General features: G+C 64.5%; 21 protein-coding genes and 1 pseudogene. 5 read left to right on the forward strand and 17 right to left on the reverse strand.

Features of this window, described 5'->3' with window-relative positions:
* Nucleotides 1-44: 44 nt before the first annotated feature.
* Nucleotides 45-959, reverse strand: coding sequence for a pirin family protein (locus tag WH367_RS09655; protein ID WP_339535782.1), 915 nt, complete (start codon nt 957-959; stop codon nt 45-47).
* A gap of 324 nt (nt 960-1,283) precedes the next feature.
* Here WH367_RS09655 and WH367_RS09660 point away from each other — a divergent pair, with 324 nt between their 5' ends.
* Nucleotides 1,284-1,526 (forward strand): hypothetical protein, encoded by a 243-nt coding sequence (locus WH367_RS09660; RefSeq protein WP_021026201.1) that lies wholly within the window; start codon nt 1,284-1,286, stop codon nt 1,524-1,526.
* A gap of 175 nt (nt 1,527-1,701) precedes the next feature.
* On the opposite strand, the gene WH367_RS09665 is transcribed toward WH367_RS09660, so the two are convergent.
* The gene (locus WH367_RS09665) at nt 1,702-2,109 is read right to left on the reverse strand and encodes an OsmC family protein (protein ID WP_339535784.1); all 408 of its coding nucleotides are present in this window, start codon (nt 2,107-2,109) and stop codon (nt 1,702-1,704) included.
* A gap of 153 nt (nt 2,110-2,262) precedes the next feature.
* Entirely contained in the window at nt 2,263-3,264 is a 1,002-nt protein-coding gene (gene gap / locus WH367_RS09670; protein ID WP_021026203.1) for a type I glyceraldehyde-3-phosphate dehydrogenase, read from the reverse strand.
* Between the two features lie 376 nt (nt 3,265-3,640).
* Between gap and WH367_RS09675 the strand changes: the two genes are divergently transcribed.
* The gene (locus WH367_RS09675) at nt 3,641-4,636 is read left to right on the forward strand and encodes a glycosyltransferase family 2 protein (RefSeq protein ID WP_339535785.1); all 996 of its coding nucleotides are present in this window, start codon (nt 3,641-3,643) and stop codon (nt 4,634-4,636) included.
* 108 nt (nt 4,637-4,744) lie between these two features.
* On the opposite strand, the gene tkt is transcribed toward WH367_RS09675, so the two are convergent.
* On the reverse strand, nt 4,745-6,784 hold the full coding sequence (gene tkt / locus WH367_RS09680) for a transketolase (RefSeq protein ID WP_339535786.1): 2,040 nt from the start codon (nt 6,782-6,784) through the stop codon (nt 4,745-4,747).
* A 217-nt stretch (nt 6,785-7,001) separates the two neighbouring features.
* Between tkt and WH367_RS09685 the strand changes: the two genes are divergently transcribed.
* Entirely contained in the window at nt 7,002-7,520 is a 519-nt protein-coding gene (locus tag WH367_RS09685; protein WP_148293103.1) for a PepSY domain-containing protein, read from the forward strand.
* A gap of 66 nt (nt 7,521-7,586) precedes the next feature.
* Here WH367_RS09685 and WH367_RS09690 read toward each other — a convergent pair whose 3' ends face one another.
* The 13 genes from WH367_RS09690 to WH367_RS09750 all read right to left on the reverse strand — a co-directional run bounded on the left by WH367_RS09690 (nt 7,587) and on the right by WH367_RS09750 (nt 19,751).
* On the reverse strand, nt 7,587-8,114 hold the full coding sequence (locus WH367_RS09690; RefSeq protein WP_339535788.1) for a GNAT family N-acetyltransferase: 528 nt from the start codon (nt 8,112-8,114) through the stop codon (nt 7,587-7,589).
* Between the two features lie 33 nt (nt 8,115-8,147).
* A complete protein-coding gene (locus tag WH367_RS09695; protein WP_339535790.1) occupies nt 8,148-8,717 on the reverse strand; it encodes a carboxymuconolactone decarboxylase family protein in 570 nt (189 codons plus the stop codon).
* Between the two features lie 35 nt (nt 8,718-8,752).
* Complete coding sequence (locus WH367_RS09700) at nt 8,753-10,093, reverse strand: aspartate aminotransferase family protein (RefSeq protein ID WP_339535792.1); 1,341 nt, start codon at nt 10,091-10,093, stop codon at nt 8,753-8,755.
* Nucleotides 10,094-10,253: 160 nt separating this feature from the next.
* Entirely contained in the window at nt 10,254-10,574 is a 321-nt protein-coding gene (locus tag WH367_RS09705; RefSeq protein WP_021026210.1) for a hypothetical protein, read from the reverse strand.
* 185 nt (nt 10,575-10,759) lie between these two features.
* Nucleotides 10,760-11,992: an ammonium transporter gene (locus WH367_RS09710; RefSeq protein ID WP_339535813.1), complete on the reverse strand. Its 1,233-nt coding sequence runs from the start codon at nt 11,990-11,992 to the stop codon at nt 10,760-10,762.
* Nucleotides 11,993-12,235: 243 nt separating this feature from the next.
* A complete protein-coding gene (locus WH367_RS09715; protein WP_339535794.1) occupies nt 12,236-13,663 on the reverse strand; it encodes an FAD-binding oxidoreductase in 1,428 nt (475 codons plus the stop codon).
* A 135-nt stretch (nt 13,664-13,798) separates the two neighbouring features.
* Complete coding sequence (gene hutG / locus WH367_RS09720) at nt 13,799-14,626, reverse strand: N-formylglutamate deformylase (protein WP_339535795.1); 828 nt, start codon at nt 14,624-14,626, stop codon at nt 13,799-13,801.
* 3 nt (nt 14,627-14,629) lie between these two features.
* Nucleotides 14,630-16,027, reverse strand: coding sequence for a formimidoylglutamate deiminase (locus tag WH367_RS09725; protein WP_339535797.1), 1,398 nt, complete (start codon nt 16,025-16,027; stop codon nt 14,630-14,632).
* Between the two features lie 4 nt (nt 16,028-16,031).
* Nucleotides 16,032-16,622 carry a HutD/Ves family protein gene (locus WH367_RS09730; RefSeq protein ID WP_339535799.1) on the reverse strand — a complete coding sequence of 197 codons (591 nt, stop codon included), beginning with the start codon at nt 16,620-16,622 and terminating at the stop codon, nt 16,032-16,034.
* A gap of 16 nt (nt 16,623-16,638) precedes the next feature.
* Entirely contained in the window at nt 16,639-17,400 is a 762-nt protein-coding gene (locus WH367_RS09735; protein WP_339535801.1) for an amino acid ABC transporter ATP-binding protein, read from the reverse strand.
* Nucleotides 17,401-17,411: 11 nt separating this feature from the next.
* Nucleotides 17,412-18,080: an amino acid ABC transporter permease gene (locus tag WH367_RS09740; RefSeq protein WP_116925410.1), complete on the reverse strand. Its 669-nt coding sequence runs from the start codon at nt 18,078-18,080 to the stop codon at nt 17,412-17,414.
* Between the two features lie 109 nt (nt 18,081-18,189).
* Nucleotides 18,190-18,927, reverse strand: coding sequence for a transporter substrate-binding domain-containing protein (locus WH367_RS09745; RefSeq protein ID WP_339535803.1), 738 nt, complete (start codon nt 18,925-18,927; stop codon nt 18,190-18,192).
* Nucleotides 18,928-18,971: 44 nt separating this feature from the next.
* A complete protein-coding gene (locus WH367_RS09750; protein ID WP_021026217.1) occupies nt 18,972-19,751 on the reverse strand; it encodes an IclR family transcriptional regulator in 780 nt (259 codons plus the stop codon).
* 392 nt (nt 19,752-20,143) lie between these two features.
* On the opposite strand from WH367_RS09750, the gene WH367_RS09755 reads away from it, so the two are divergent.
* A complete protein-coding gene (locus WH367_RS09755) occupies nt 20,144-21,478 on the forward strand; it encodes a DUF6531 domain-containing protein (protein WP_339535805.1) in 1,335 nt (444 codons plus the stop codon).
* A pseudogene (locus WH367_RS09760) lies at nt 21,465-22,651 on the forward strand (RHS repeat-associated core domain-containing protein); the annotation flags it as partial. The gene WH367_RS09755 and the pseudogene WH367_RS09760, both read left to right, overlap by 14 nt.

Here is a 22,651-nt window from a genome sequence, read left to right on the forward strand (position 1 = left end):
GACAAGGCTCGGCAACGACGTATCAAGGGTTGTGTTAGCGACTCTTAGTCCTTGGCGGGCGCCTCGCCCGGACTGCGCAGGTGCACGCCTTCGAGCGACGGTGGCACCAGCGGCGGCAGCGGCGAGGCCACCGGCGCCCCAAAGCCTTCACCGTTTTGCCAGTCGCGCAAAAAGCCCTCGATCTCTTGCTGGCTCTGGCCGACAAAGTTCCACCAGATCATCACGCCGCCTTCATAGGGCGTGCCGCCCAGCAGAATGCAGCGGCTGCCGGCGCCGCATTGCAGATCCAGGCTGGTTTGGCCATCGGGCAGGTAGACCAGTTCGTTGCTGGGGGCCGGCTCGCCGTTGACCTGCACATCGCCGTAAAGGCACAGCACCGCGTATTCAAAATCGGGCCGCAACGCCAGGCTGGCACTGCTGGCCTGCGCCGCTTCCATATCGACGGCTACCAGCGGGCTGTGCACCTCGGTGGGTGCCTGCTGGCCCAGCCAATCGCCCGCCAGCACCGTCATCTGGATGCCGTGTTCCTGCAGCCGGGGCAGCTGCGGGTAGTGCTGAAAGCGCGGCGGCATAAAGCGCTGGTCCTTGGGCAGCGCTATCCACAGCTGCACCGCATGAAAGTCCGGCTTGCCCAGGCTCTCTTCCGAATGCGCAATGCCCTTGCCTGCGGTCATCAGGTTGACCTGGCCGGGGCGGATCGGCTGCTCGCTGCCCAGGCTGTCGCGGTGCAGGATCTCGCCCTCGATCATCCAGGTGAAGGTCTGCAAACAGGTGTGGGGGTGCGGGCCCACCTGCATGCCAGGCCCGCTCTCAAAGTGCGAAGGACCCGCATGGTCCAGAAAACACCAGGCGCCCACCATGCGCCGTCCGCGCTGGGGCAGCGCGCGCAGCACCGGCACACCGCCCACATCCGCAATGCGCCCGGGGTAATGCCGCAAGGCCTTGTTATCGATACTCATTTTCCATCTCCTTCATCGGGGGCGGGTGCGCTTGCGCGAAGGCGCGCACATTCCGCCGAAACAGACCTACACATCACTGCCTTGCAGGTATGGTACAAACAAGTGGTGCGGAAGTGATGACCAGAGAGGGCGTCACTGCCACATATTCCAACGTGTTAGCGCCCGGCAGCAGCTGGCGCGACGACAGGCTCCCAGGGATTCGCTCTGGCAGCCGGTGCAACTCTCAGATTTGCCAGGTCGTGCTGGCGGCTTCCATGACTCCGGCTTGGCAACGCATGATGCCAGGCTGGAATTCGGTGCCCCCTCATTGAAAGGAGACAACCAATGACGACTCAACACTCCCACAACTACCCCGAGAACTTCAAGGCTCGCGTGGTAGGCATTGTTCAGCACCGCATCGGCGACGGTCAGCTCGAAACCATCCCAAGCCCCATGGAAGTCGATGTCTCGACGGCCATCGCCAGCTTTGTGCTGTCCTGGACCATCGAGGGCCAACCCGTGACCGTGTCGCTGGCCAAGCCCGACTTTGACTACCACATCGACCACAACAATATCGTTGTGCAATAAGAGCGACGACCACGGCCTTTGAAACCTCGCTACAGAGCTGTTAATTTCCTTAACCGCTTTGTGCATCGTCTCCAGGTTGTGTGAGGCACTCTGAACGTTTTCAAGCGCTGCAAAGCGCTTTCACCTGCACGCCGCTCTGTACGGCCTGCGCGCTTTATTGGGTGTCCGGCCAGCCTCAAGCCAGCGCTGTGACCACCCGCACCTCCCCCACCAACAACTTATGCACCGGGCAGGCTTCTGCAATCTGCTTAAGCCGGCTGCGCTGCTCGTCGCTCAGATCGCCTTCGAGCTGAATGCGGCGCACGATGTCGTTGCCCGCTGCGGCGCCGCCATCGGGGTTGAGCGCCAGCTCCACCCGCACCCCCGTCAGTGGCCAGGCCTTGCGCTGTGCATACATCTGCACCGTAATCGTCGTGCAAGCACCCAGGGCCGACAGCAGCAGCTGCATGGGGCTGGGGGCCGTATCGCCCCCACCAACGGCCTGGGGCTCATCGCCATGCCACAGATGGCCCTGTGGATCTTGCAGATCCACGCGGTAATTGCTGGTCGTGCTCTGTGCCTGGGCTTGTGCCTGCTGCGCCATATCGGTAGATCTCCTCAATTTGATAAGGCAATATAGGCCTTTCTGCCCAAGCACGGTTGCAAACGGGCACAAAAAAACCAGCGCCGTTGCCGGTGCTGGTTGTGTGTGTCGCATGCCCCGGGCCATCGCCCGGGCACAGACCGCGCCAGGCGCTTACTTGGCGGTGACGACGCGCACCATCTCCAGGCACTTGTTCGAGTAGCCCCACTCGTTGTCGTACCAGGAGACGACCTTCACAAAGGTCTTGTCCAGGGCAATACCGGCTTCGGCATCGAACACCGAGGTGCAGGTCTCGCCACGGAAATCGGTGGCCACGACCTTGTCTTCGGTGTAACCCAGCACGCCCTTAAGGGCGCCTTGCGACTGGGCCTTCATTTCGGCGCAGATCTCTTCGTAGGTCGCTTCGCTGTTCAGCTCCACGGTCAGGTCGACCACGGAGACGTCAGACGTAGGCACGCGGAAAGACATGCCGGTCAGCTTCTTGTTCAGCTCAGGAATCACCACGCCCACGGCCTTGGCAGCGCCCGTGCTCGATGGGATGATGTTTTCCAGAATGCCACGGCCGCCGCGCCAGTCCTTGTTCGAGGGGCCGTCCACGGTCTTTTGCGTGGCAGTCGCTGCGTGCACGGTGGTCATCAGGCCGCGCTTGATGCCCCACTTGTCGTTGAGCACCTTGGCCACAGGGGCCAGGCAGTTGGTGGTGCAGGATGCGTTGGAGATGATCGCTTGACCGGCATAGGTCTTGCAGTTCACGCCAAACACGAACATGGGGGTGTCGTCCTTCGAGGGGGCCGACAGAATCACCTTCTTGGCGCCCGCATCGATGTGCTTTTGTGCCGTTTCCTTGGTCAGGAACAGGCCGGTAGATTCGATCACCACATCGGCGCCGACTTCGTCCCACTTCAGGTTGGCAGGGTCGCGCTCTTGCGTCAGGCGGATCTTCTTGCCGTTGACGATCAGGGTGTTGCCTTCGACGGCAATCGTGCCCTGGAAGCGGCCGTGCACGCTGTCGTACTGCAGCATGTAGGCCAGGTAGTCAGGCTCGAGCAGGTCGTTGATCGCAACGATCTCGATATCGGAAAAATTCTGCACTGCAGAGCGCAGCACATTGCGGCCGATACGGCCAAAGCCGTTGATGCCTACCTTGATTGCCATAGTGATCTCCAAGTAATGAAATGCCGCATGCCCGCCGGCCTGGGCCACGCTCGCTGCCGCTGGCGCCACTTGCCGGAGGGGCCAGACCTGCCAAACCGCAGCCAGGGGCACGCTACAGAGAGCGGGCCGGGAAGGTGCGAGGAGGGGCGGTCTGATTTTGCCGCGTATTGTAGAGAACACTGGCTGGGCCCTGGAATAGTGGGCCATTGCCAGCCCCGCGCCAGCTATCGCCGGCGTGACTGCCAGCGCGCAACAGCCGTTGCCGGCCCGGGCCCCAGGCTGTGCAACAATCCTTGCCAGCACGGGCGCCCTCCCGGCATCCTTTCAACAGCCTGCAGCAACACTGCCCCAGATGGTGGGCCGCCTCACAAACGCCATGAGCCAGTCGCTCCCCTCTTCGCCTTCCAGCCTGCGCACGGCAGTCGTCATTCCCTGCTACAAGGTGACGCGCCATATCCTGGCGGTGATTGCCGAGATCGGCCCAGAGGTCGATGGCATCTACATCGTCGACGACTGCTGCCCCGACGGCAGCGGCCGCTTTGTGCAGGAGCACTGCCCCGACGCGCGCGTGCGGGTGCTGTTCAACGAGGTCAACCTGGGCGTGGGCGGCGCCGTGATGGCGGGCTACCGCGCAGCAATTGCAGACGGCTATGGCGTGCTCGTCAAGATCGATGGCGACGGGCAGATGGACCCGACCCTCGTGCCCCGCTTTGTGGCCCCCATTGCCAGTGGCCGCGCCGATTACACCAAGGGCAACCGGTTTTTCAACCTCGAAAAGATTGCCCGCATGCCACGCATCCGCATCTTTGGCAATGCGGTGCTGTCGTTCATGACCAAGTTCTCCACCGGCTACTGGAGCAGCTTTGACCCCACCAATGGCTTTACCGCCATTGCCGCCAGTACGGCCGCGCAGCTGCCGCTGCACAAGATCAGCCAGCGCTATTTTTTCGAGACCGACATGCTGTTCCGCCTGAACACGGTGCGCGCGGTGGTTCTGGACATCCCCATCGACTCGCGCTACGAGGACGAGGTCAGCAACCTCAAGATCTCCAAGGTGCTGACCGAGTTCATGGCCGGACATCTGCGCAACTTCTGCAAGCGCATTTTCTACAACTACTACCTGCGCGGCATGTCGGTGGCCTCGCTGGAGCTGCCGCTGGGCCTGCTGCTCATCACCTGGGGCACCGTGTTCGGTCTGGTCCACTGGATGCACTCCATCGTCTCCAATGTGGCCACCACCGCGGGCACCGTCATGGTCAGCGCGCTGCCCATCATCCTGGGCGTGCAGCTGGTGCTGGCTTTCATCGCCTTCGATGTGGCCTCCGAGCCCACCCAGTCGCACCGCCATGATGGCGAGGGCCTGGGCCGCTAAGCGCTGCCCCGCCAGTTACTCCATCACCCCAAGCGGCCATAAAAAAACGCAGGCTGCAGGCCTTGCGGCCCGCATCCCTGCGTTATTTATGGGTGAGGCGCTGAGCGATTAACGCTTTTGCAGCGCCACTTGCACCGTGTTGGCCACGTTGTCGGCGGTAAAGCCAAAGTGCTCGAACAGCACGCCGGCGGGGGCCGACTCGCCGTAGGAATCAATACCCACCACGGCCGCGCAACCGTACTTCCACCAGAAGTCGGTCACACCCATCTCGACGGCCACGCGTGGCAGGCCAGCGGGCAGCACGCTGCGCTTGTAGGCCACGTCTTCGCGGTCGAAGGTGGTCGTGCTGGGCATGGAGACCACGCGCACGGCGATCTTGCGCTCGGCCAGCAGGCGCTGGGCCTTCAAGGCCAGCTGCACTTCCGAGCCGGTGGCGATGATCACGGCTTGCGCCTTCTTGTTCAGGCCAATGTCCGAGGGCTCGGACAGCACATAGGCGCCACGGCTGATGTTGCCGATGGCGTCGCCATTCTTGGGCGCATAAGGCAGGTTCTGGCGCGACAGCAGCAGCGCGGTGGGCTTGTTGCGGTTGGTCAGTGCGACGCTCCAGGCCACGGTGGTCTCTGCCGTATCGGCCGGGCGCCACACATCCAGGTTGGGGATCAGGCGCAGGCTGGCAGCGTGCTCGATCGACTGGTGGGTGGGGCCGTCTTCGCCCAGACCGATGGAGTCATGGGTGAACACATGCACCACGCGGCGCTTCATCAGCGCAGCCATGCGGATGGCATTGCGGCTGTAGTCGCTGAAGGTCAGGAAGGTGCCACCGTAAGGGATGAAGCCGCCATGCAGCGCCACGCCATTCATGATGGCGGCCATGCCGAACTCGCGCACACCGTAGTTGATGTGGCGGCCGATCTTGCCGTCTTCGGTCTTGACCACAGCGCCGCTGTCGTCCACGCGGAAAGCGGGGGTCGACTTGGTGTTGGTCAGGTTGGAGCCGGTCAGGTCGGCCGAGCCGCCCAGCAGCTCAGGCATGGCAGCGGTAAAGGCTTCCAGCGCCAGCTGGCTGGCCTTGCGGCTGGCCACGGTCTCGCCCTGGGTGTGGGCCTGGGCCACGGCTTCCACGGCCACTTGGGCAAACTGCTTGGGCAGGTCGCCGGCCATGCGGCGCTTCAGTTCTGCGGCCAGCTCGGGGAAGGCCTTGGCGTATTCGGCAAACTGCGCATCCCAGGTGGATTCGGCCTTGGCGCCAAAGGTCTTGTGGTCCCAGGCTTCGTAGACGTCGGCAGGGATCTCGAACGGGGCCGAGGTCCAGCCCAGCGCGGCGCGGGTCAGGCCGATTTCTTCGGCACCCAGCGGCTCGCCGTGGGCCTTGCTGGTGTCCTGGCGGTTGGGACTGCCCTTGCCGATGGAAGTCTTGCAGATAATGAAGGTGGGCTTGTCAGCCACCTTCTTGGCCTTGGCAATCGCGTCGCTCACGGCCTTGGGGTCGTGGCCGTCGATCGGGCCGATCACGTTCCAGCCGTAGGCTTCAAAACGCTGGGCGCTGTTGTCCACAAACCAGGGCTGCACCTTGCCGTCGATCGAGATGCCGTTGTCGTCGTACAGCGCGATCAGCTTGTTCAGCTTCCAGGCGCCGGCCAGTGCGCAGGCTTCGTGGCTGATGCCTTCCATCAGGCAGCCATCGCCCAGGAACACATAGGTGTGGTGGTCCACCACATCGTGGCCGGGGCGGTTGAATTCAGCGGCCAGCAGCTTTTCTGCCAGCGCAAAGCCCACGGCATTGGTCACGCCCTGGCCCAGCGGGCCGGTGGTCGTCTCCACACCGGGGGTGATGTCCACTTCGGGGTGGCCCGGGGTCTTGCTGTGCAGCTGGCGGAAGTTCTTCAGCTCGCTGATCGGCAGGTCGTAGCCGGTCAGGTGCAGCAGCGCGTAAATCAGCATCGAGCCGTGGCCGTTCGACAGGATGAAACGGTCGCGGTTGATCCACTGGGGATTGAGCGGGTTGTGCTTGAGGTGCTTGCTCCACAAGGCCACTGCCATGTCGGCCATGCCCATCGGCGCACCGGGGTGGCCGGAATTGGCTTGTTGAACGGCATCCATTGCGAGTGCGCGGATCGCATTCGCCATATTCTGATTGTTGACCATGGGAGTGGAGGAAGAAAAAAGCGACAAAGGCCGCATTTTAGCGGCCTGCCGTTCGCGGCGTCCTATACGCCAGTCTTGGCCTACGTCGGTGCAGGGCCACCGCCTACCCCAAGGGCTTGGGCAAACACTGACAATGCGCAAGCTATCGCCAATAAAATTCTATTAATATTATTTATGCTGACTATCGTTTGTTAGCTACCGCTTGAAAGGATTGACCATGCAACGCACCCTCTCCACCACCGCTCTGGCCTTGACGCTCGCCCTGGCATCGCTGAGCGGCAGCGCCCTGGCCAGCACCGCCGACAAGATCGCTGCCGTGCAAGCGGCCCGCTTCGACCTGGCCCAGGCCGTCCAGAGCGCGCAGAGCCAGCATGGCCTCAAGGTGCTCAAGGCCGAGATCGATACCAAGAAAAAGCAGCCCATCTACGAAGTCAGCGGCATCAACGCCCAGGGCCGTGAGATCAAGCTCAAGTTCAGCGCGCTGGACGCCGCCAAGGTGACGGAAAACAAGGACGATGGCGCCGCCGAGAAAAAGGACACCGACCGCCTGGCTGCCGCCAAGATCGGCATCAACGATGCCATCGCCACCGCCTTGAAGCACACCCCCGGCAAGGCCATCGAAGTGGACCTGGACGACCACCTGGGTGTGCTGACCTATGACGTCAAGATCCTCAACGCGGCCAATACCGAGGTGGAAGTGCGCGTCAACGCCGTTGAAGGCAATATCCACCAGTAAGCGGCTTTAAAAGCAAGACGCCAAGGCCAGCCCCGTGCTGGCCTTTTTTGCGCCCGGGGTTTGGACTCAAACCAAAGCTTGCGCCATGTACTGCGCATCCTCGCCATAGCTCAGCAAGGCCTCACGCTCCTGGGCCGACCAGGGCAGCAGCGCTGCATAGCCTTTGCGCTGCCAGTACGGCTGCGAGCCCATCACCGACACCAGCGCCGAGTAACGCAGCCCATCGCTCAGCGCCTGTTGCAGCATCGCCTGCAGTAGCGCAGAGGCCAGGCCCTCGCCAGCGCGCGCAGGAGCCACGGCCATGTCATGCAGGTACAGCGTGTCAGCAGGCGCTGCACCAGCAAAGCCGCCATGCAGCGGGGTCACCTTGCCCAGCACGGAGCGGTAGGCCGCCAGATAGGCCAGCACCTGGCCTTGCTGCACGGCCACCAGCGAGCACTGCACAGGGCTGGCCAAGCGCGCCGCATACAGCGCGGCACTCTCCATAAAGTCTGCGCCATAGCAGGCCAGCTGGACCTGCATCAGGCCATCCAGGTGCTGCGCGGTCAGGGGTTCAAGAGACCAAAGGGGCTGGTCGTTGGAATGAAAACGCATCGGCCCATTGTCGGCGATGCGGCAGCCATCACATCAGGCCAAGGGCACCAGTGGCTGGGCGGTGGATGCCGGGACCGCCGTGCGCGCGGCATTCATCACCATCGACAGCAGGCTGTAATAGCCATTGATGCCGATCAGGTCCATCACGCCCTTGTCGCCAAACAGCCGCTGCGCGCGCGCCCAGGTGGCGTCGCTCACCTGGCGCTGCTGGTGCAGCTCGATGCAGAAGTCATGCACAACCGCTTCGTCCTCGGGCATCGCATCGGGGCGGCGGCCTTGGGCCACGGCATCCACGGTCGCCTGGCCCACCCCTTCACGCAGCGCAATCGGCGCATGGATGGCCCATTCCACCTGCTGCGTCCACTGGCGGGCCGTAACCAGAATCGCCAGCTCGGTCAGGCGCACGCCGATGGCACTGCGGTAGCGCAGGTACTCGCCCAGGCGCTGGGTGTGGTCCATCAGCTCGGGGCTGCGCAGCAAGGGCACAAAGGGCGATATCAGCGCGCCGCGCGGGCCATCGATGATGGGCTGGGCATAGCGGCGCTGCTCTTCGCTCCAGGCCTCGGGGGGCAAGGGCGCCAGGCGGTCCTGGGAGGGCGTCATCGGGCGGGTTCTTTCAGATCGTTTCGGGGGCGTGTTCAGGCGGCTACCGGTTGTTGGGCCAGCACTTTGTCAATGGCATCGCCCAGGCGCTCGACCACCTGGTCCAGCTCGGCCTCGCTGCTGATAAAGGGCGGCGCCAGCAGCACATGGTCGCCATGCAGGCCATCGATCGTGCCACCCATGGGGTAGCACAGCAAGCCATGGGCCATGGCTTGCGCCTTGACCTTGGCATGCAGCTTGAACGCCGGGTCAAAGGTCGCCTTGCTGCTGCGGTCCTGCACCAGCTCCACGCCCCAGAACAGGCCTCGGCCCCGGATATCGCCGACATGCGGGTGCGCATCAAAACGCGCATGCAGCTGCTTTTGCAAATAGGCGCCGCGTGCCAGCACCTGGGGCAGCAGCTGGTCGCGCTGTATCACCTGCTGCACCGCCAGCGCGGCGGCCGCCGCCATCGCGTGGCCGATGTAGGTATGGCCATGCTGGAACAGGCCGCTGCCGCGCCGCATGGCCTCGACCATCTTGCGCTGCGCCAGCACCGCGCCAATCGGCTGGTAGCCGCCGCCCAGGCCCTTGGCAATGGTCATCAGATCGGGGCTGATGCCCTCTTGCTCGACCGCGTGCAGGGTGCCGGTGCGCCCCATGCCGCACATCACCTCATCGGCGATCAGCAAGATGCCATAGCGGTCGCAGAGCGCGCGCAGGCCTTGCCAGTAGCCGGCAGGGGCCGCCACCGCGCCCAGGGTCGCGCCCACCACGGGCTCGGCGACAAAGGCGATCACCTTGTCTGGGCCCAGCTCTTGGAACTGGGCATCGATCTCGGCCAGCAGACGCGCCACATAGGCGGACTGGCTCTCGCCGTCCAGGCGGTCGCGGTACTCATAGGCCGGGGCCACGCGCCCCACGTCCATCAGGATGGGGGCAAACTGCTTGCGCCGCCATTCATTGCCGCCCACGGCCAAGGCACCCAAGGTGTTGCCGTGGTAGCTTTGGCGGCGCGCGACAAAGTGGGTGCGCTCGGGCTGGCCGATCTCGACAAAATACTGGCGCGCCATTTTCAGCGCTGCCTCCACCGCCTCGGAGCCGCCGGAGACAAAGTAGACCTCGGTCATGCCCGCAGGCGCATGCGCGACCAGGTGGTCGGCCAGCGCCTCTTGCACCTCGGTGGTGAAAAAGCTGGTGTGGGCATAGGCCAGCTGGTCGAGCTGGCGGTGCATCGCTGCCAGCACATCCGGGTGGGCATGGCCCAGGCACGAGACCGCCGCGCCGCCACTGGCATCCAGGTAGGCCTTGCCGGCCTGGTCAAACAATTCCACGCCTTTGCCGCCGACCGCGACAAGAGGAACCTGGGCCAGAGAACGATGGATGACATGGCTCATGCGAGCACTCCTTCACAATGCGTCACCAGCCCTGCGCCGGCAGCGATACGCATAGTATAAGGATCATTTGTATTTTTTCAATAGATTATTGGATCATTTGTTCCATTTCGATCTATTTCTGTTCCCAGGCTTCCCCTTCCCTCCCTCTCTCGCTATCCCTTCAACGCAAGCCGCCTACATAGCGCTTGGCGCTAGCCACCAGGCCCGGCGCAACGGCATCCGCAGCGGGCCCTGCCGCCGCAGCGGCCATGGTTGCTGCCGCCGGTGCTGGCGCGCCCGGCAGGCTGGCCGCAAAACGCAGCGCCAGCCGCTCCAACTCCGCATCCTGGTTGCTGCGGGCATGGTTCAGCGCAAACTGGGCCATGGCCTGGCCGTAGGCGGTATCGCTGGCCATCCACTCGGTATCGGTGACCCGGCCCGTCTTGCGGCGCAGCGCCACATGCAAATGCGCGGCGATGGCCAGGCGTTCACTGTCATTCATACAAGCTCCTCCGTGGCAGAACCTGATGGATAGGCTGCGCGCCCCAGGCGGCGCAACCTGCCTCAATAAGAGGCGCTAACACGGCCCCGCACACCGCAGGTTTGCGGTGGAGACGAGGCGCAAATCCTTAGGCTGTACACCGCCAAGGTTTTGCAACGACGTATCCAGGGGCGTGTGAGCGACTCTCAATGCTGGCTTTCCTGGTGCAGGCTTTGGTCCAAGCCATCCAGCTCCTGCTGCGCCGTCACCCGCAAAGGCAGAACCACGCGGATGATGGTCAGCAAAATGGCCGTGCCCGCCGCGCTGTAAATAGCCACGGCCGCCACGGCCACCAGCTGGTTGAGAACCGTGGCATCCACACCGGCAATGGCGCGGTCGGCAAACAAGGCGGTGAGCAGCGAGCCGGCAATGCCGCCCACGCCGTGCACGCCAAACACATCGAGCGAGTCATCCACGCCCAGGCGGCGCTTGAGCCAGGTGGCGCCCCAAAAGCAGGCCACGCCCGCAATAAGGCCAATGGCGACCGCGCCGCCCACCTGCACAAAGCCGGCCGCCGGGGTAATGGCCACCAGCCCCCCAATCAGGCCCGAGAGCACGCCCAGCAAGGTGGGCGCGCCGCGCACCCACCACTCGACCAGCATCCAGGACAGCGCGCCAGCAGCGGCCGCCACCATGGTCACCAGCATCGCCAGCGCGGCACGGCCATCGGCCGACAGCGCCGAGCCGGCATTGAAGCCAAACCAGCCAATGAGCAGCAGCGCGGCGCCCATCGCCGTCCAGCCCAGGCTGTGCGGCTCAAAGGCCTGGCGGCCATAGCCCTGGCGCCGGCCCAGCATGGCCGCGCAGACGAGCGCTGACACCCCCGCATTGACGTGCACCACCGCGCCGCCGGCAAAGTCCAGCGCGCCCAGCTTGTTGAGCCAGCCATCGCTCTCCCAGACCCAGTGGGCCACCGGCGCATAGACCAGCACGCTCCACAGCCCCGAGAACAGCAGCAGCGCCGAAAAGCGCATGCGCTCGACCACGGCGCCAATGATCAAGGTGGTGGTGATAACGGCAAAGGCCATCTGGAACAGCGCATAGAGCGACTCGGGCAGATGGGGCGCCAGGTGGCTGACCGACACGGTGCCCGCTGCCGCATCCAGGCGCATCGATGAGAACCAGGCCCGGTCCAGCCCGCCCAGCCAGGCGCTGGACTTGCTGAAGGCCAGCGAGTAGCCCAGCGCAAACCAGGTGAGCGCCACCACGGCCGCCACCGCAAACACGGCCACCATCGTGTTGACCACGTTCTTGCGCCGCACCAGGCCGGCATAGAAGAGCGCAATACCCGGCAGTGTCATCAGCAACACCAGCACCGTAGAGACCAAGAGCCAGGCCGTATCGGCCTTGTCAATCGCAGCCATCTGCACCATTTGCATGCCATCCCCTTTGTACGTTGTCATCCATTGCGGGTTTGTTTCAAAAGGTAGCAGTTTCTATGCCATCGGCCGGGAAAGCGCCTGGATACGGGGCCTGCAGGCATGCGCAGTGCTGGCCAGCGCTGCCGGCTAAAGCCCGATCGCACCACATCGGTGCCCTGGGCGATGGACCAGCCCTCAAAAGAAAACCGGCGCTTGCATCGCTGCAGGCGCCGGTTCTGTAGGAAGGGGTTAAAGCGGGGTTCAGTCCGCCGCCAGCACCTTGCCCGGGTTCATCAGCCCCAGCGGATCGAGCGCCTGCTTGATCGCCCGCATGGCGGCCAGCTCCTGCGGCGTGCGGCTAAAACCCAGGTAGGGCATCTTGTGCAGGCCAATGCCATGCTCGGCCGATACGCTGCCCTGGAACTGCTGCACCAGGCCGTACAGCACGGCTTCCAGCGCCTCGTCCTCGCCATGGATGGTTTGGCTGTCGGTGGTGACATGCAGGTTGCCGTCGCCCACATGGCCAAAGAACAGGCTGTGGTGGCCAGGCCAGCGCGCATCAAAGGCGGCGCGGCAGGCGGCGGCAAAGCGGCCAATGTCCACCTGCGGCAGGCTGACGTCAAAGTTCACCGGCGGATGCATGTGCGCGGTCATCTCGGCGGGTGCCTCGCGCAGCTTCCACAGGCTTTTGGCCTGCTCGCTCGATTGCGCAATCACTGCATCCACCACCTCACCGGCCTCCATGGCCTCGCCCAAGGCCTCTTCCACCGCAGCGCGCAGCGCAGCCTCGTCCTTGCCATCCACATCGATCAGCGCCTGCAGCGGGTGCTGCTGGTCAAAGGCCGGCTGCAGCTTTTGCCACTGGATGGAGGTCTGCACAAAGTCGCTCCACATCAGCTCAAACGCGGCCACGCTGTTGCCAAAACGGGCCTGCATGCGCGCCAGCACCGCCAGCGCCTCGTCAAAGCCGGGCAGCGCCACCATGCAGGTGGCCTTGGCCTGCGGGGCGGGCCGCAGGCGCAGCAGCACGCGGGTGATGATGCCCAGGGTGCCCTCGGCACCGATAAAGAACTGCTTGAGGTCGTAGCCGGTGTTGTTCTTCAGCATGGGCCGCAGCATCGGCAGCACCGTGCCATCGGCCAGCACCACCTCCAGCCCCAGCACCTGCTCGCGCATCATGCCGTTTTGCAGCACGCCATTGCCGCCCGCATTGGTCGAGACATTGCCACCAATCTGGCAGCTGCCGCGCGCGCCCAGGTCCACGCCAAACACCCAGCCCGCCGCCACGGCCGCTTCCTGCACCGCCTGCAGCGTGACGCCGGCCTGCACCGTCATCAGCCCCGTGCGGGCATTCACGTCCTCGATCTGCTGCATGCGGTCCATCGCCACCGCCACGCCCTGGGCGACTGGCACCGCCGCACCGGCCAGGCCCGTCAGCCCGCCCTGGGGCACCACCGGCACCCGGTGGGCATGGCAGATGCGCAGCAAGGCACTGACCTCTTCGGTGCTGCGCGGGCGCAGCAGCGCCAGCGGCGGCACCGGCGGCGTGCCGCTCCAGTCGGTCCAGTACTTCTCGGGGATGGCGTCCGCGCCGCGCGAAAAGCCGTTGGGGCCCAGCGCTTGCTCAAGATCGGTCCAGAAAGCCGCCGCAGGAGCGGCTGCCGCGTTGTCGGTGCTAGAGGTAGTCATAGCCCGCTATTGTCGACCGATTTGCCGCAGGAGCGCGGCCTGCCAGCAGCAAAACCTGCTCGGTCAGTAGAGCAAAAAAAAGGCATCCCTGGCCTGCGCGGTGCAAGCCCGGGATGCCATATTGGGAGAGCGGGGTCAGCGTGCCGATTGCTGCACGTAGGCCAGCAAGGTCTCCACCATGCGGTGCACATGGGGCTGCACCTTGGCGGCCACGGCCGGCAGGTAGTCAAAAGGCATGTGCTCTTGCATATAGCTGCTCTGCGTCATCTCCAGCTGGATGGCATGCACGTTCTGCGCCGGCTGGCCATAGTGGCGCGTGATATAGCCGCCCTGAAAGCGGCCATTGAGCACGCTGCTAAAGCCATCGGCCTCGCCCTTGCGGGCCTCGGCCAGCAGCGCCTCGCCCAGGCCTTCGCCGCAGCTGGCACCCTTGTTGGTGCCCAGGTTCAGATCGGGCAGCTTGCCGTCAAAAAAGCGCGGCAGCACCGACTGGATCGAATGCGCATCCCAGAGGCCTGCTGCGCCATGCTGGGCCTGGATGCGGGCCAGCTCAGCGGCCAGCTGGTCGTGGTAGGGCTTCCAGACCTGGTCACGGCGCTGGGCGATTTCGGCATCATCGGGCTGCAGCGCGGCGCTTTGGTAGACGGGGGTGTCGGCAAAGGTGTCCACCGGGCACAGGCCGGTGACGCTCTGGCCGGGGTAGAGGCTGGCGCCATCGGGGGGGCGGTTCATGTCCACCACCAGACGCGAATGCGTGGCCACCAGGGTCGAGGCCCCGATCTCCTGCGCAAACGCATAGAGCAGCGGCAGGTGCCAGTCGGTGTCATGCACCTCGCGCGCCTCGGGCGTAAAGCGCTCGGCCAGCGCGGGCGGCACATAGGTGCCCACATGGGGGAAGGAGATCAGCAGCGGCGCCGTGCCTTGGCGGAATTCAAACGCTGCGCGGTCGGTTTCAAAATGCATGGATCATGGCTCCTGAAGAAGTTCGCTGCGCGCGGCGACAAAGCCGCGCTGCGCGCTGTGGTGCAGCCGGTGGCGGCCGTCGGCCACGCAGCACTGGCCGCCCACCCAGACACTGGCCACCGCACTGCTGCGGCTGCTGGCAAACACATGGGCATCGAGCTGCTCGGCAGCGGGCAGCCCGGCCAGCGCCAGGTGCTGGCCATCGAGCACCACAAAATCCGCCTGCTGGCCCAGCGCCAGGCCGGCCACCGCGCGGCCACTGGCCTGCGCGCCGCCCTGCACCGCTGCCAGCAGCATATGGCTGCCCACATGGGGCTGCTGGGCGCTGGCCGCCACATTGCGCTGCTGCGATTGCAGGCGCTGGCTGTACTCCAGCATCATCAGCTCTTCGGCCGCGTTCACGCCGATATGGCTGTCCGAGCCAATCCCCCAGCGGCCATTGCCGGCCTGCCAGCGCGGCAGATCGAAGATGCCATCGCCCAGGTTGGCTTCCGTCAGCGGGCACAGGCCGGCCACCGCCTGCGAAGCGGCTGCGGCTGCGTATTCGGCCTCGTCCATGTGCGTGGCATGCACCAGGCACCAGCGCGCGTCCACCGGCATATGGTCCAGCAACCAGGCCACCGGGCGCTGGCCACTCCAGGCCACGCAGGCGTTCACCTCGGCCATCTGCTCGGCGATATGGATGTGTACCGGCGCCTGCGCATTCAGCGCATGCAGGCCTTGCACCGCCTCCTGCAAGGCCTGGGGCGCCACGGCACGCAGCGAATGCGGTGCCAGGCCCAGGGCCGCGCCTTGGGCATTGCAGGCGGGGGCCAGGCTTTCCAGCAGGCGCAGCATGTTGTCGGTGCTGCGGATAAAGCGCTTTTGGCCGTCATTGGGTGCCTGGCCGCCAAAGCCGCTGTTCTGGTACAGCACCGGCAGCAGGGTGATGCCGATGCCTGCCGTCTGCGCCGCACGCAGCAGCGCCAGGCTCAGCTCGCCATCGGGCGCATAGGCCTGGCCGTCAGGCTGGTGGTGCAGGTAGTGAAACTCGCAGACGCTGGTGTAGCCGGCTTCCAGCATCTCGATGTAGAGCCAGGTGGCAATCGCCTCCAGGTGCTGGGGCCCCAGCCGGGCCGCAAAGCGGTACATCAAATTGCGCCAGCTCCAAAAGCTGTCCTGCGCCTGGCCTCGGAACTCCGACAGCCCGGCAAAGCCGCGCTGAAACGCATGCGAATGCAGATTGGGCATGCCCGGCAGGACCGGGCCGCCGGCCTGTGCCACGCCGGCGCAGCGGGCCGCGTCCACGCCGGCTTCGATGGCGCTGAAGCGGCCTTGCGCATCCCAGCGCAGCAGCACGTTCTGCGCCCAGCCCGTGGGCAGCAAGGCTTGGGCGGCAAACAATTGGTTATGGGTATTCATCGCATCAGACACCGGCTGCTACCTCCTGCAGCGCGACGGCGATCAACAGGGCGTCGTCGCTGCCCGCTCCCAGATGCAGCGGCTGGCCGGGCGCAGCGGTCCAGTACAGGCCGTCCTCGCCACCGGCCACCAGCGCAGCGGCATGCGCTGGCAAGCGCCAGCTGCCAGCCCGCGCCAGCAGCAGGCCCTGGGCACTGCCCAGCTGCAGGCTGCCACCCCGGTGGATCGTCACCTGTGCCTGCACGCGGCCGCGCCGGGTCATCACATTCAAATCCTGCGAGGCGCCGCCCAGCAGCTCGCAGTCCAGCGCCACATCGCCCGAGAACGCAAAGGGCTGCAGGCAGTGCTGCAGCAGATGGTCCACGCTGCCATCAGCAGCCTGCAAATGCACGCCGTCACCACCCAGCAAGGTGATGATGCGGTCCACGCCAGCAAAGGCCGAGAACGGGCCACTGCTGGCGATCTGCGCAATGCTGATGCGCCAGGCAAAACTGTCGATGCTGGCGCCAGGCGGCCAGCACAGCACCTCTTGCGTCGTGCCGCCGCCGTTCTTCCATGGCGCGGCGGGCAGCGCGCTGCTGCTGAAAAATTGCATGCTCATCCCTGCCCGTTTATTGCTTGGTCAACACGGCCTGCAAAAAGCTGCGCGTGCGCTCCTTGGTCGGGTTGCTGAAGATGGTCTGGGGGTCACCGGCTTCGATGATGCCGCCGCCATCCATGACGACCACGACATCGGCCACTTCCTTGGCAAAGCCCATTTCATGGGTCACCACCATCATGGTCATGCCTTCGGCGGCCAGCATCTTCATCACCTGCAACACCTCGCCCACCAGCTCGGGGTCGAGGGCGGAGGTCGGCTCGTCAAACAGCATCACCTTGGGCCGCATGGCCAGCGCGCGCGCAATGGCCACGCGTTGCTTTTGCCCGCCCGAGAGGCTGCCGGGCATCGCATCGGCCTTGTGGCCCAGGCCCACTTTTTTCAGCAGGTCATGCGCCAGCGCATCGGCATCCTTGCGGCTCAAGCCATGGAGCTTGCGCGGGCCCAGGGTCACGTTGTCCAGCACCGACAGGTGCGGAAACAGGTTGAAGGACTGGAACACCATGCCCACCTCTTCGCGCAGCGCGTTGAGGGCTTTCTCGGGCAGCATCTGGCCGTCCTGCACCAGGGTGCGGCCACAGATCTCGACACTGCCGCCTTGCGGCACTTCGAGGCCATTGCAGCAGCGCAAGAAGGTGCTCTTGCCCGAGCCACTGGGCCCGATGACCACGACCACCTGCTGGGGCTGCACATCAAAATCGATGCCGTCGAGCACCACATGCGTGCCAAAGGCCTTGCGCAGCCCACGGATGCGGACCATGGATTCGGAATTCATCGGAGCTGCGGTCATTGCACCATGCCTCCAGCGCGCAGGCGCTTTTCAAAATGGCGCAGGGCCAAGGTGGTCACGCCGGTCAATACAAAATAAATCACGGCAATCGCCAAATACACTTCCAGCGAGCGGTAGGAGACGCTGATGATCTTCTGGCCCTGGTGCATCACATCGTGGATGGTCAGCAGCGAGACCAGCGCCGAGTTCTTGATCAGCGCAATGAACTCATTGCCCAGTGGCGGAATCATGCGCACGATGGCCTGGGGCAGGATCACCGAGAGCATGGCCTGGCCTGACGACATGCCGATGGAGCGCGCCGCCTCCATCTGACCGCGATCGATAGACTGGATGGCGCCGCGCACCACTTCGGACACATAGGCGCCCGAGTAGATGCCCAGGCCCAGCACGCCGCAGGCAAAGGCCGGCAGCATGATGCCGAACTGCGGCAGGCCGAAGAACAGAATGAACAGCTGCACCAGGAGCGGCGTGCCCCGGATGGCGGCCACATAGGCCGTGCAGATGCCGTAGATGATCCTGTTCTTGGGGTTGAGCCGGCCAATGCCGATCAGCAGACCCATCACGCAGCCCAGCACCAGCGCAGCGGCCGTGATCTCCACCGTCACCGCTGCACCGCGCAGCAGATCGGGCCAACCTGCCCAGACGGGCGAAAAATCCAAATCCATAGTCAATCCTGTCGTCTCAGATCAGCGCGCTGGCCTGGGGGCCCTGCGCTGCCTTGGGACATGTGGACGGCCTCATTCCTACCAGGCCGTCAACACGCGCATCGCTTGCTCACTTGCTGGGGAACCACTTGTCCACGATGGCCTTGTAGCCACCGTCGGCCTTGAGCTGCTCCAGCGCCTTGTTCACGGCCACCGTCAACTCGGGCGTGTCCTTGCGGATGGCCATGCCGTATTCCTCGGTGGTGATCTGCTCGGCCAGCACCTTCATGCCGCCGCGCGTGCGGTTGTACTGGAACGCGGCAGGCTTGCCGGTGACGGCGGCATCGGCGCGGCCAATGTCCACCAGGTTGAACATTTCCTGGTTCTTTTCGACCTCCACGCGCTGCACCTTGGGGAAGTGCTCGGTGAGGTAACCCACCGACTTGGTGCCCACCTGCACCGAGACCTTCTTGCCATCCAGATCGCTCAGCTTGGTGATGGGGCTGCCTTCCTTGACCATGGCCACCAAGCCACCGGCGTAGTAAGGCTGGGTGAAGTCCACCACCTTCTTGCGCTCATCGGTGATGTAGATGGCCGAGACGGCCATGTCGTAGCGCTTGGCGATCAGACCGGGCACCAGGCCCTTGAAGTCGATATCCACCCATTCGACCTTCTTGCCCATCTTGGCCGCGACGGCCTCGACGAGTTCGACGTCAAAACCGGTCTTCTTGCCGTTTTCGACAAATTCCATCGGCGGGAAAGTGGCATCGGTGGCCACGCGCAGCACATTGTTCTGGGCAAAGGCAGCGCCTGCACCACAGGCCAGAGCGATCAAAGAGGTCTTCAAGACCAGGCGACGGAAGTTCATGGGAGAGTCCTTTTTCAATTCAAGTACCAAGCAAAATCGCAATGTCATCCAGCCAGACTGCGGGAGATGCGGGCCGCCGCTGCCAAGGTCGCCTGCACCAGCTGGGCCTGCTGGTGCTGCACACGCTGCTGCGGCGCCATCAGGCTGAGCGCAGCGACCGCGCGGCGGCCGCTGGCAAACACCGGCACGCTGCAACCCCAGACACCGGCATCGACCTGGCCCACCGTGGTGATGTAGCCCTGTGTGCGCAGCTCCTGCAGCTCGGCAGCGGCCTCGGCGCGGGCCGGGGTGCCTTCGCCGTAGTGCTGGTTGAGCAGCGCTTCGCGTTGCACGGCAGGCAGGTAGGCCAGCACGCACTTGGCAGAAGCCCCGACCTTGAGCGGCACGCTGCTGCCCTTGTCGAAGGAGCAGCGCAGCGACAGCGGGCTTTCCACCATGTCCAGGCACACGGCCTGGCCATTGGCAGCTACCAAGAGGCCTGCGCTCTCCTGGGTCTGCTGCGACAGCTGCACCAGCACAGGGCGGGCCACATGCACCAAATGGGAGCCATCGTCAAAGCCACGCGCCAGCTGCAGGCCCAGCGGGCCGGGCGCATACAGCGCGCCGCTGTCGGCCACAAAGCCAAAACGCTTGAGGCGCGCGAGCTGCCGGTACAGGCTGCTGCGAGGCAAACCGGTGCCCTGCATCAGCTCGCTGGCCGACAGCGGCCGCCCGGCGCAGGCCAATACCGCCAACACCTGCAGCACCCGGTCGGCCGCCGACACCTCGGAACCCGGGGTGTCCGCAGCCGCACGCTCGCTGACCAACAACTCTGTAGCATCCATTCGCAATTCCCATTCCTCGGGACTAGTGACAACAAGGATCTTGCAAGATCAATGCCAGAATTGTCGAATTGCTCTCTGTATTGCACCCTAGCGCAAACCCTAGGTCGGAATTGAATGGCCCATTCAATTCCCAATTATTGGGAATTTGAAATGTAAAAATCCCCGGCGTGGTGCGGCGCTTGGCGCAGTCATCGAGGCCATTTCACCTGAACACATCTTCCTGGGTGCGCCATCACAACAAGGCCAATGGCTGCAGGAAATCGCCCTTGTACTGAATCTTCTGGTGTCACGAAAAGCCAAAAGTCGCGCTTTCCTGATAAAGCTGCAATCCATCGAAAAGCCTCATATGGTAGATTTAAACTATCTATCATCACTTTTCGATTGAAACTTGCATGACAGGAAAACCCGCAGCCCGCATCGATGACAAAGTCAAATACGCACGCATCGTCACGGGCTCGCGCACGGTCCTGATCGGCACCCAAGGCGGGGTGGCTTGCTCGGTATGCCCAAGTGGCACAGCAGTCGGCAACCCCGTCAACCCGCAGCTAGGCGCCAAGGTTCTGTCCGGTGCTTCTGACCTCGACTTTGCGCTGCCCGGCGCCATGCCGCTCGTCTGGCAGCGCCAGTACAGCAGCTACGTCAATGCCGAGCAAGGCGGCTACTGCGGCATGCTCGGTTATGGCTGGGGCCTGCCGATGGAGCTGCGGATATCGATGCAGGCGAGCGCCACCTTGCTGCACGACAGCCAGGGCCGCACCATCACCTTTGATGCGCTGGCGCCGGGCGAGTCGATCTACAGCGCGAGCGAAGATATCTGGCTGCTGCGCTCAGGCATGCACGCCGGTGGGCTCTCGCAGGAGTTGGCAGCGATGACGGGGGCTGCAAGATTCAGTGCAGAGGCACCGCACAGCGCAAACGCAAACGCAAAGCAGCTCCCGGGCCAAGCCCCGCTGTGGTGGCAAGGCCGCTTTGCCTGGATCCGGCGAGATATGGCTTGCAGCGATCTACTGGTCTTTGCCTCGACAGGCAACGGCGACACCGTCTGGGTGTTTGCGCCAGCCAACTGGCAGCAGATCGAAGCGGCGCGTGCGGCCACGCAGGCGCAGCAAACTGCTGGCACACCCCTGAGCACTCACACCTCCGAGCCCGAGCCAGACCTGAACTGGATCCTGCTGGGCAAGATAGACCGCCTGGACCGCAAACAGCGCTACCACTGGTCAACGGTGCTGGGCCAGGAACGCATCACCGGCATTGATGATGGTGTAGGCCGCCACTACGAACTGCACTACACGCAGGCGATTGCCGCGCAGGATGCCCAGCATTACAGCCACAAGGATGGCACTCAAGGCAGCCACTTCTTCTGGCAAGCCGACAGCGGTGTGCGCCTGACCAGCATCCGCCTCGCACGCGACCCTTCCGCTACCGAACACACAGAATCCCTCCCCCAACCCATCACCCTGGTGCACTACAGCTACAGCGCCCAGGGTGACTTGCTTGAGGTACAAGACCGCCACGGCCAGGTCACCCGCCGCTTTGCCTGGCGCAACCATTTGATGGTCTTCCACCAAGAGCGCAGCGGCCCCGAGCACCACTACGCCTACGACCGCTATGAACCGGGCGGCCAGGCCATTGCCCAGCGCAACCAGGAGGGCCTGGACTACCTTTGTCTACCAGGTGCTCCCCGAAGCCAACGGCCAGCCGCGCAGGGCCTGCGTGGTCACCGATAGCCTGGGCCGCGTAGACAGCTACATCTTCCAAGGCGAGGCGGGCCTGGCGCGGCTCGTAGAGCACCAAAGAGCTGATGGCAGTACGGTGCAGCGCAGCTACAACCAGTTTGGCCACCTGACCAGCGTGACCGACCCGCTGGGCCGCAGAGTCAGCATGCAAGTAAGCCCCCTGGGCCAGCTCCTGTCCACCCAAGGCCCGGGCGGGGCGCGCAGCAGCCAGCGCTTTGATGACGCCACCGGCCGGCTGCAAAGCAGCACCGACGCGGCGGGCCGCACCACCCACTACGCCTACGACCACTACGGCCGCATGACGCAGGTGACCATGCCCGATGGCAGCGCCGAGCACTACCACTACCCGGACATCACAGATGCGAGCGGCGCCCAGGCAGACCTCGCCACGCGCCTTAACGCAGACAAGCCCCATCGCATCACCGATGCCAAGGGAGGCGACAAACACCTCACCTACACCCGCAGCGGGCAAACGGCCAGCTACACCGACTGCTCGGGCCACAGCACGCGCTACGAATACAACCGCTGGGGCCAGACCCTGGCTGTTAGCAACGCCTTGGCCGAGCGGGTGCGCTACCTCTACAACGCGCAAGACCAGCTGCAGGCGGTGCAGTACCCCGATGGCAGCACGGAACACTACCAGTACGACGCCCAAGGCCAAGTCGTGGAGGTCAAAGCGGGGCGCACAGGGAACGATGACAGAACCAACACATCCAGCAGCACCATCCCGCAAAGCACCACCGCAGCCGCTGTCAGCATGCAGTACGACCTCTGGGGCCGCCTGGTGCAGCGCAGCCATGCAGGTCAGCACCTGGCCTTTGCCTATGACGCAGCAGGGCGCCTGACAAAGCTCACCAACGAGAACGGCGAGCACACCAGCTTTGCCTGGGATGCAATGGACCGCCTCACCCAGGAGACCGGGTTTGATGCCCGCGTGCAAAGCTACCAGTACGACGCAGCTGGCCAGCTCACCGAGTCCAGCGATGGGTGGGCCGCAGAGCAGGGCCTGGCATCACACACCAGCCGTTATGAATGGACCCTCAACGGCCAGCTCGCTGCCCGCCATCTGCCAGCCAGCGACCGGACCCCTGCGGCGACCCACCGCTATGAATGGGGCAAGACCGGAGAGCTGCTGCAGGCGAGCGTCTGGCACCAAAGGGCGGG

This window comes from Comamonas sp. MYb21 (assembly GCF_037479395.1).
Classification (GTDB): domain Bacteria; phylum Pseudomonadota; class Gammaproteobacteria; order Burkholderiales; family Burkholderiaceae_C; genus Comamonas.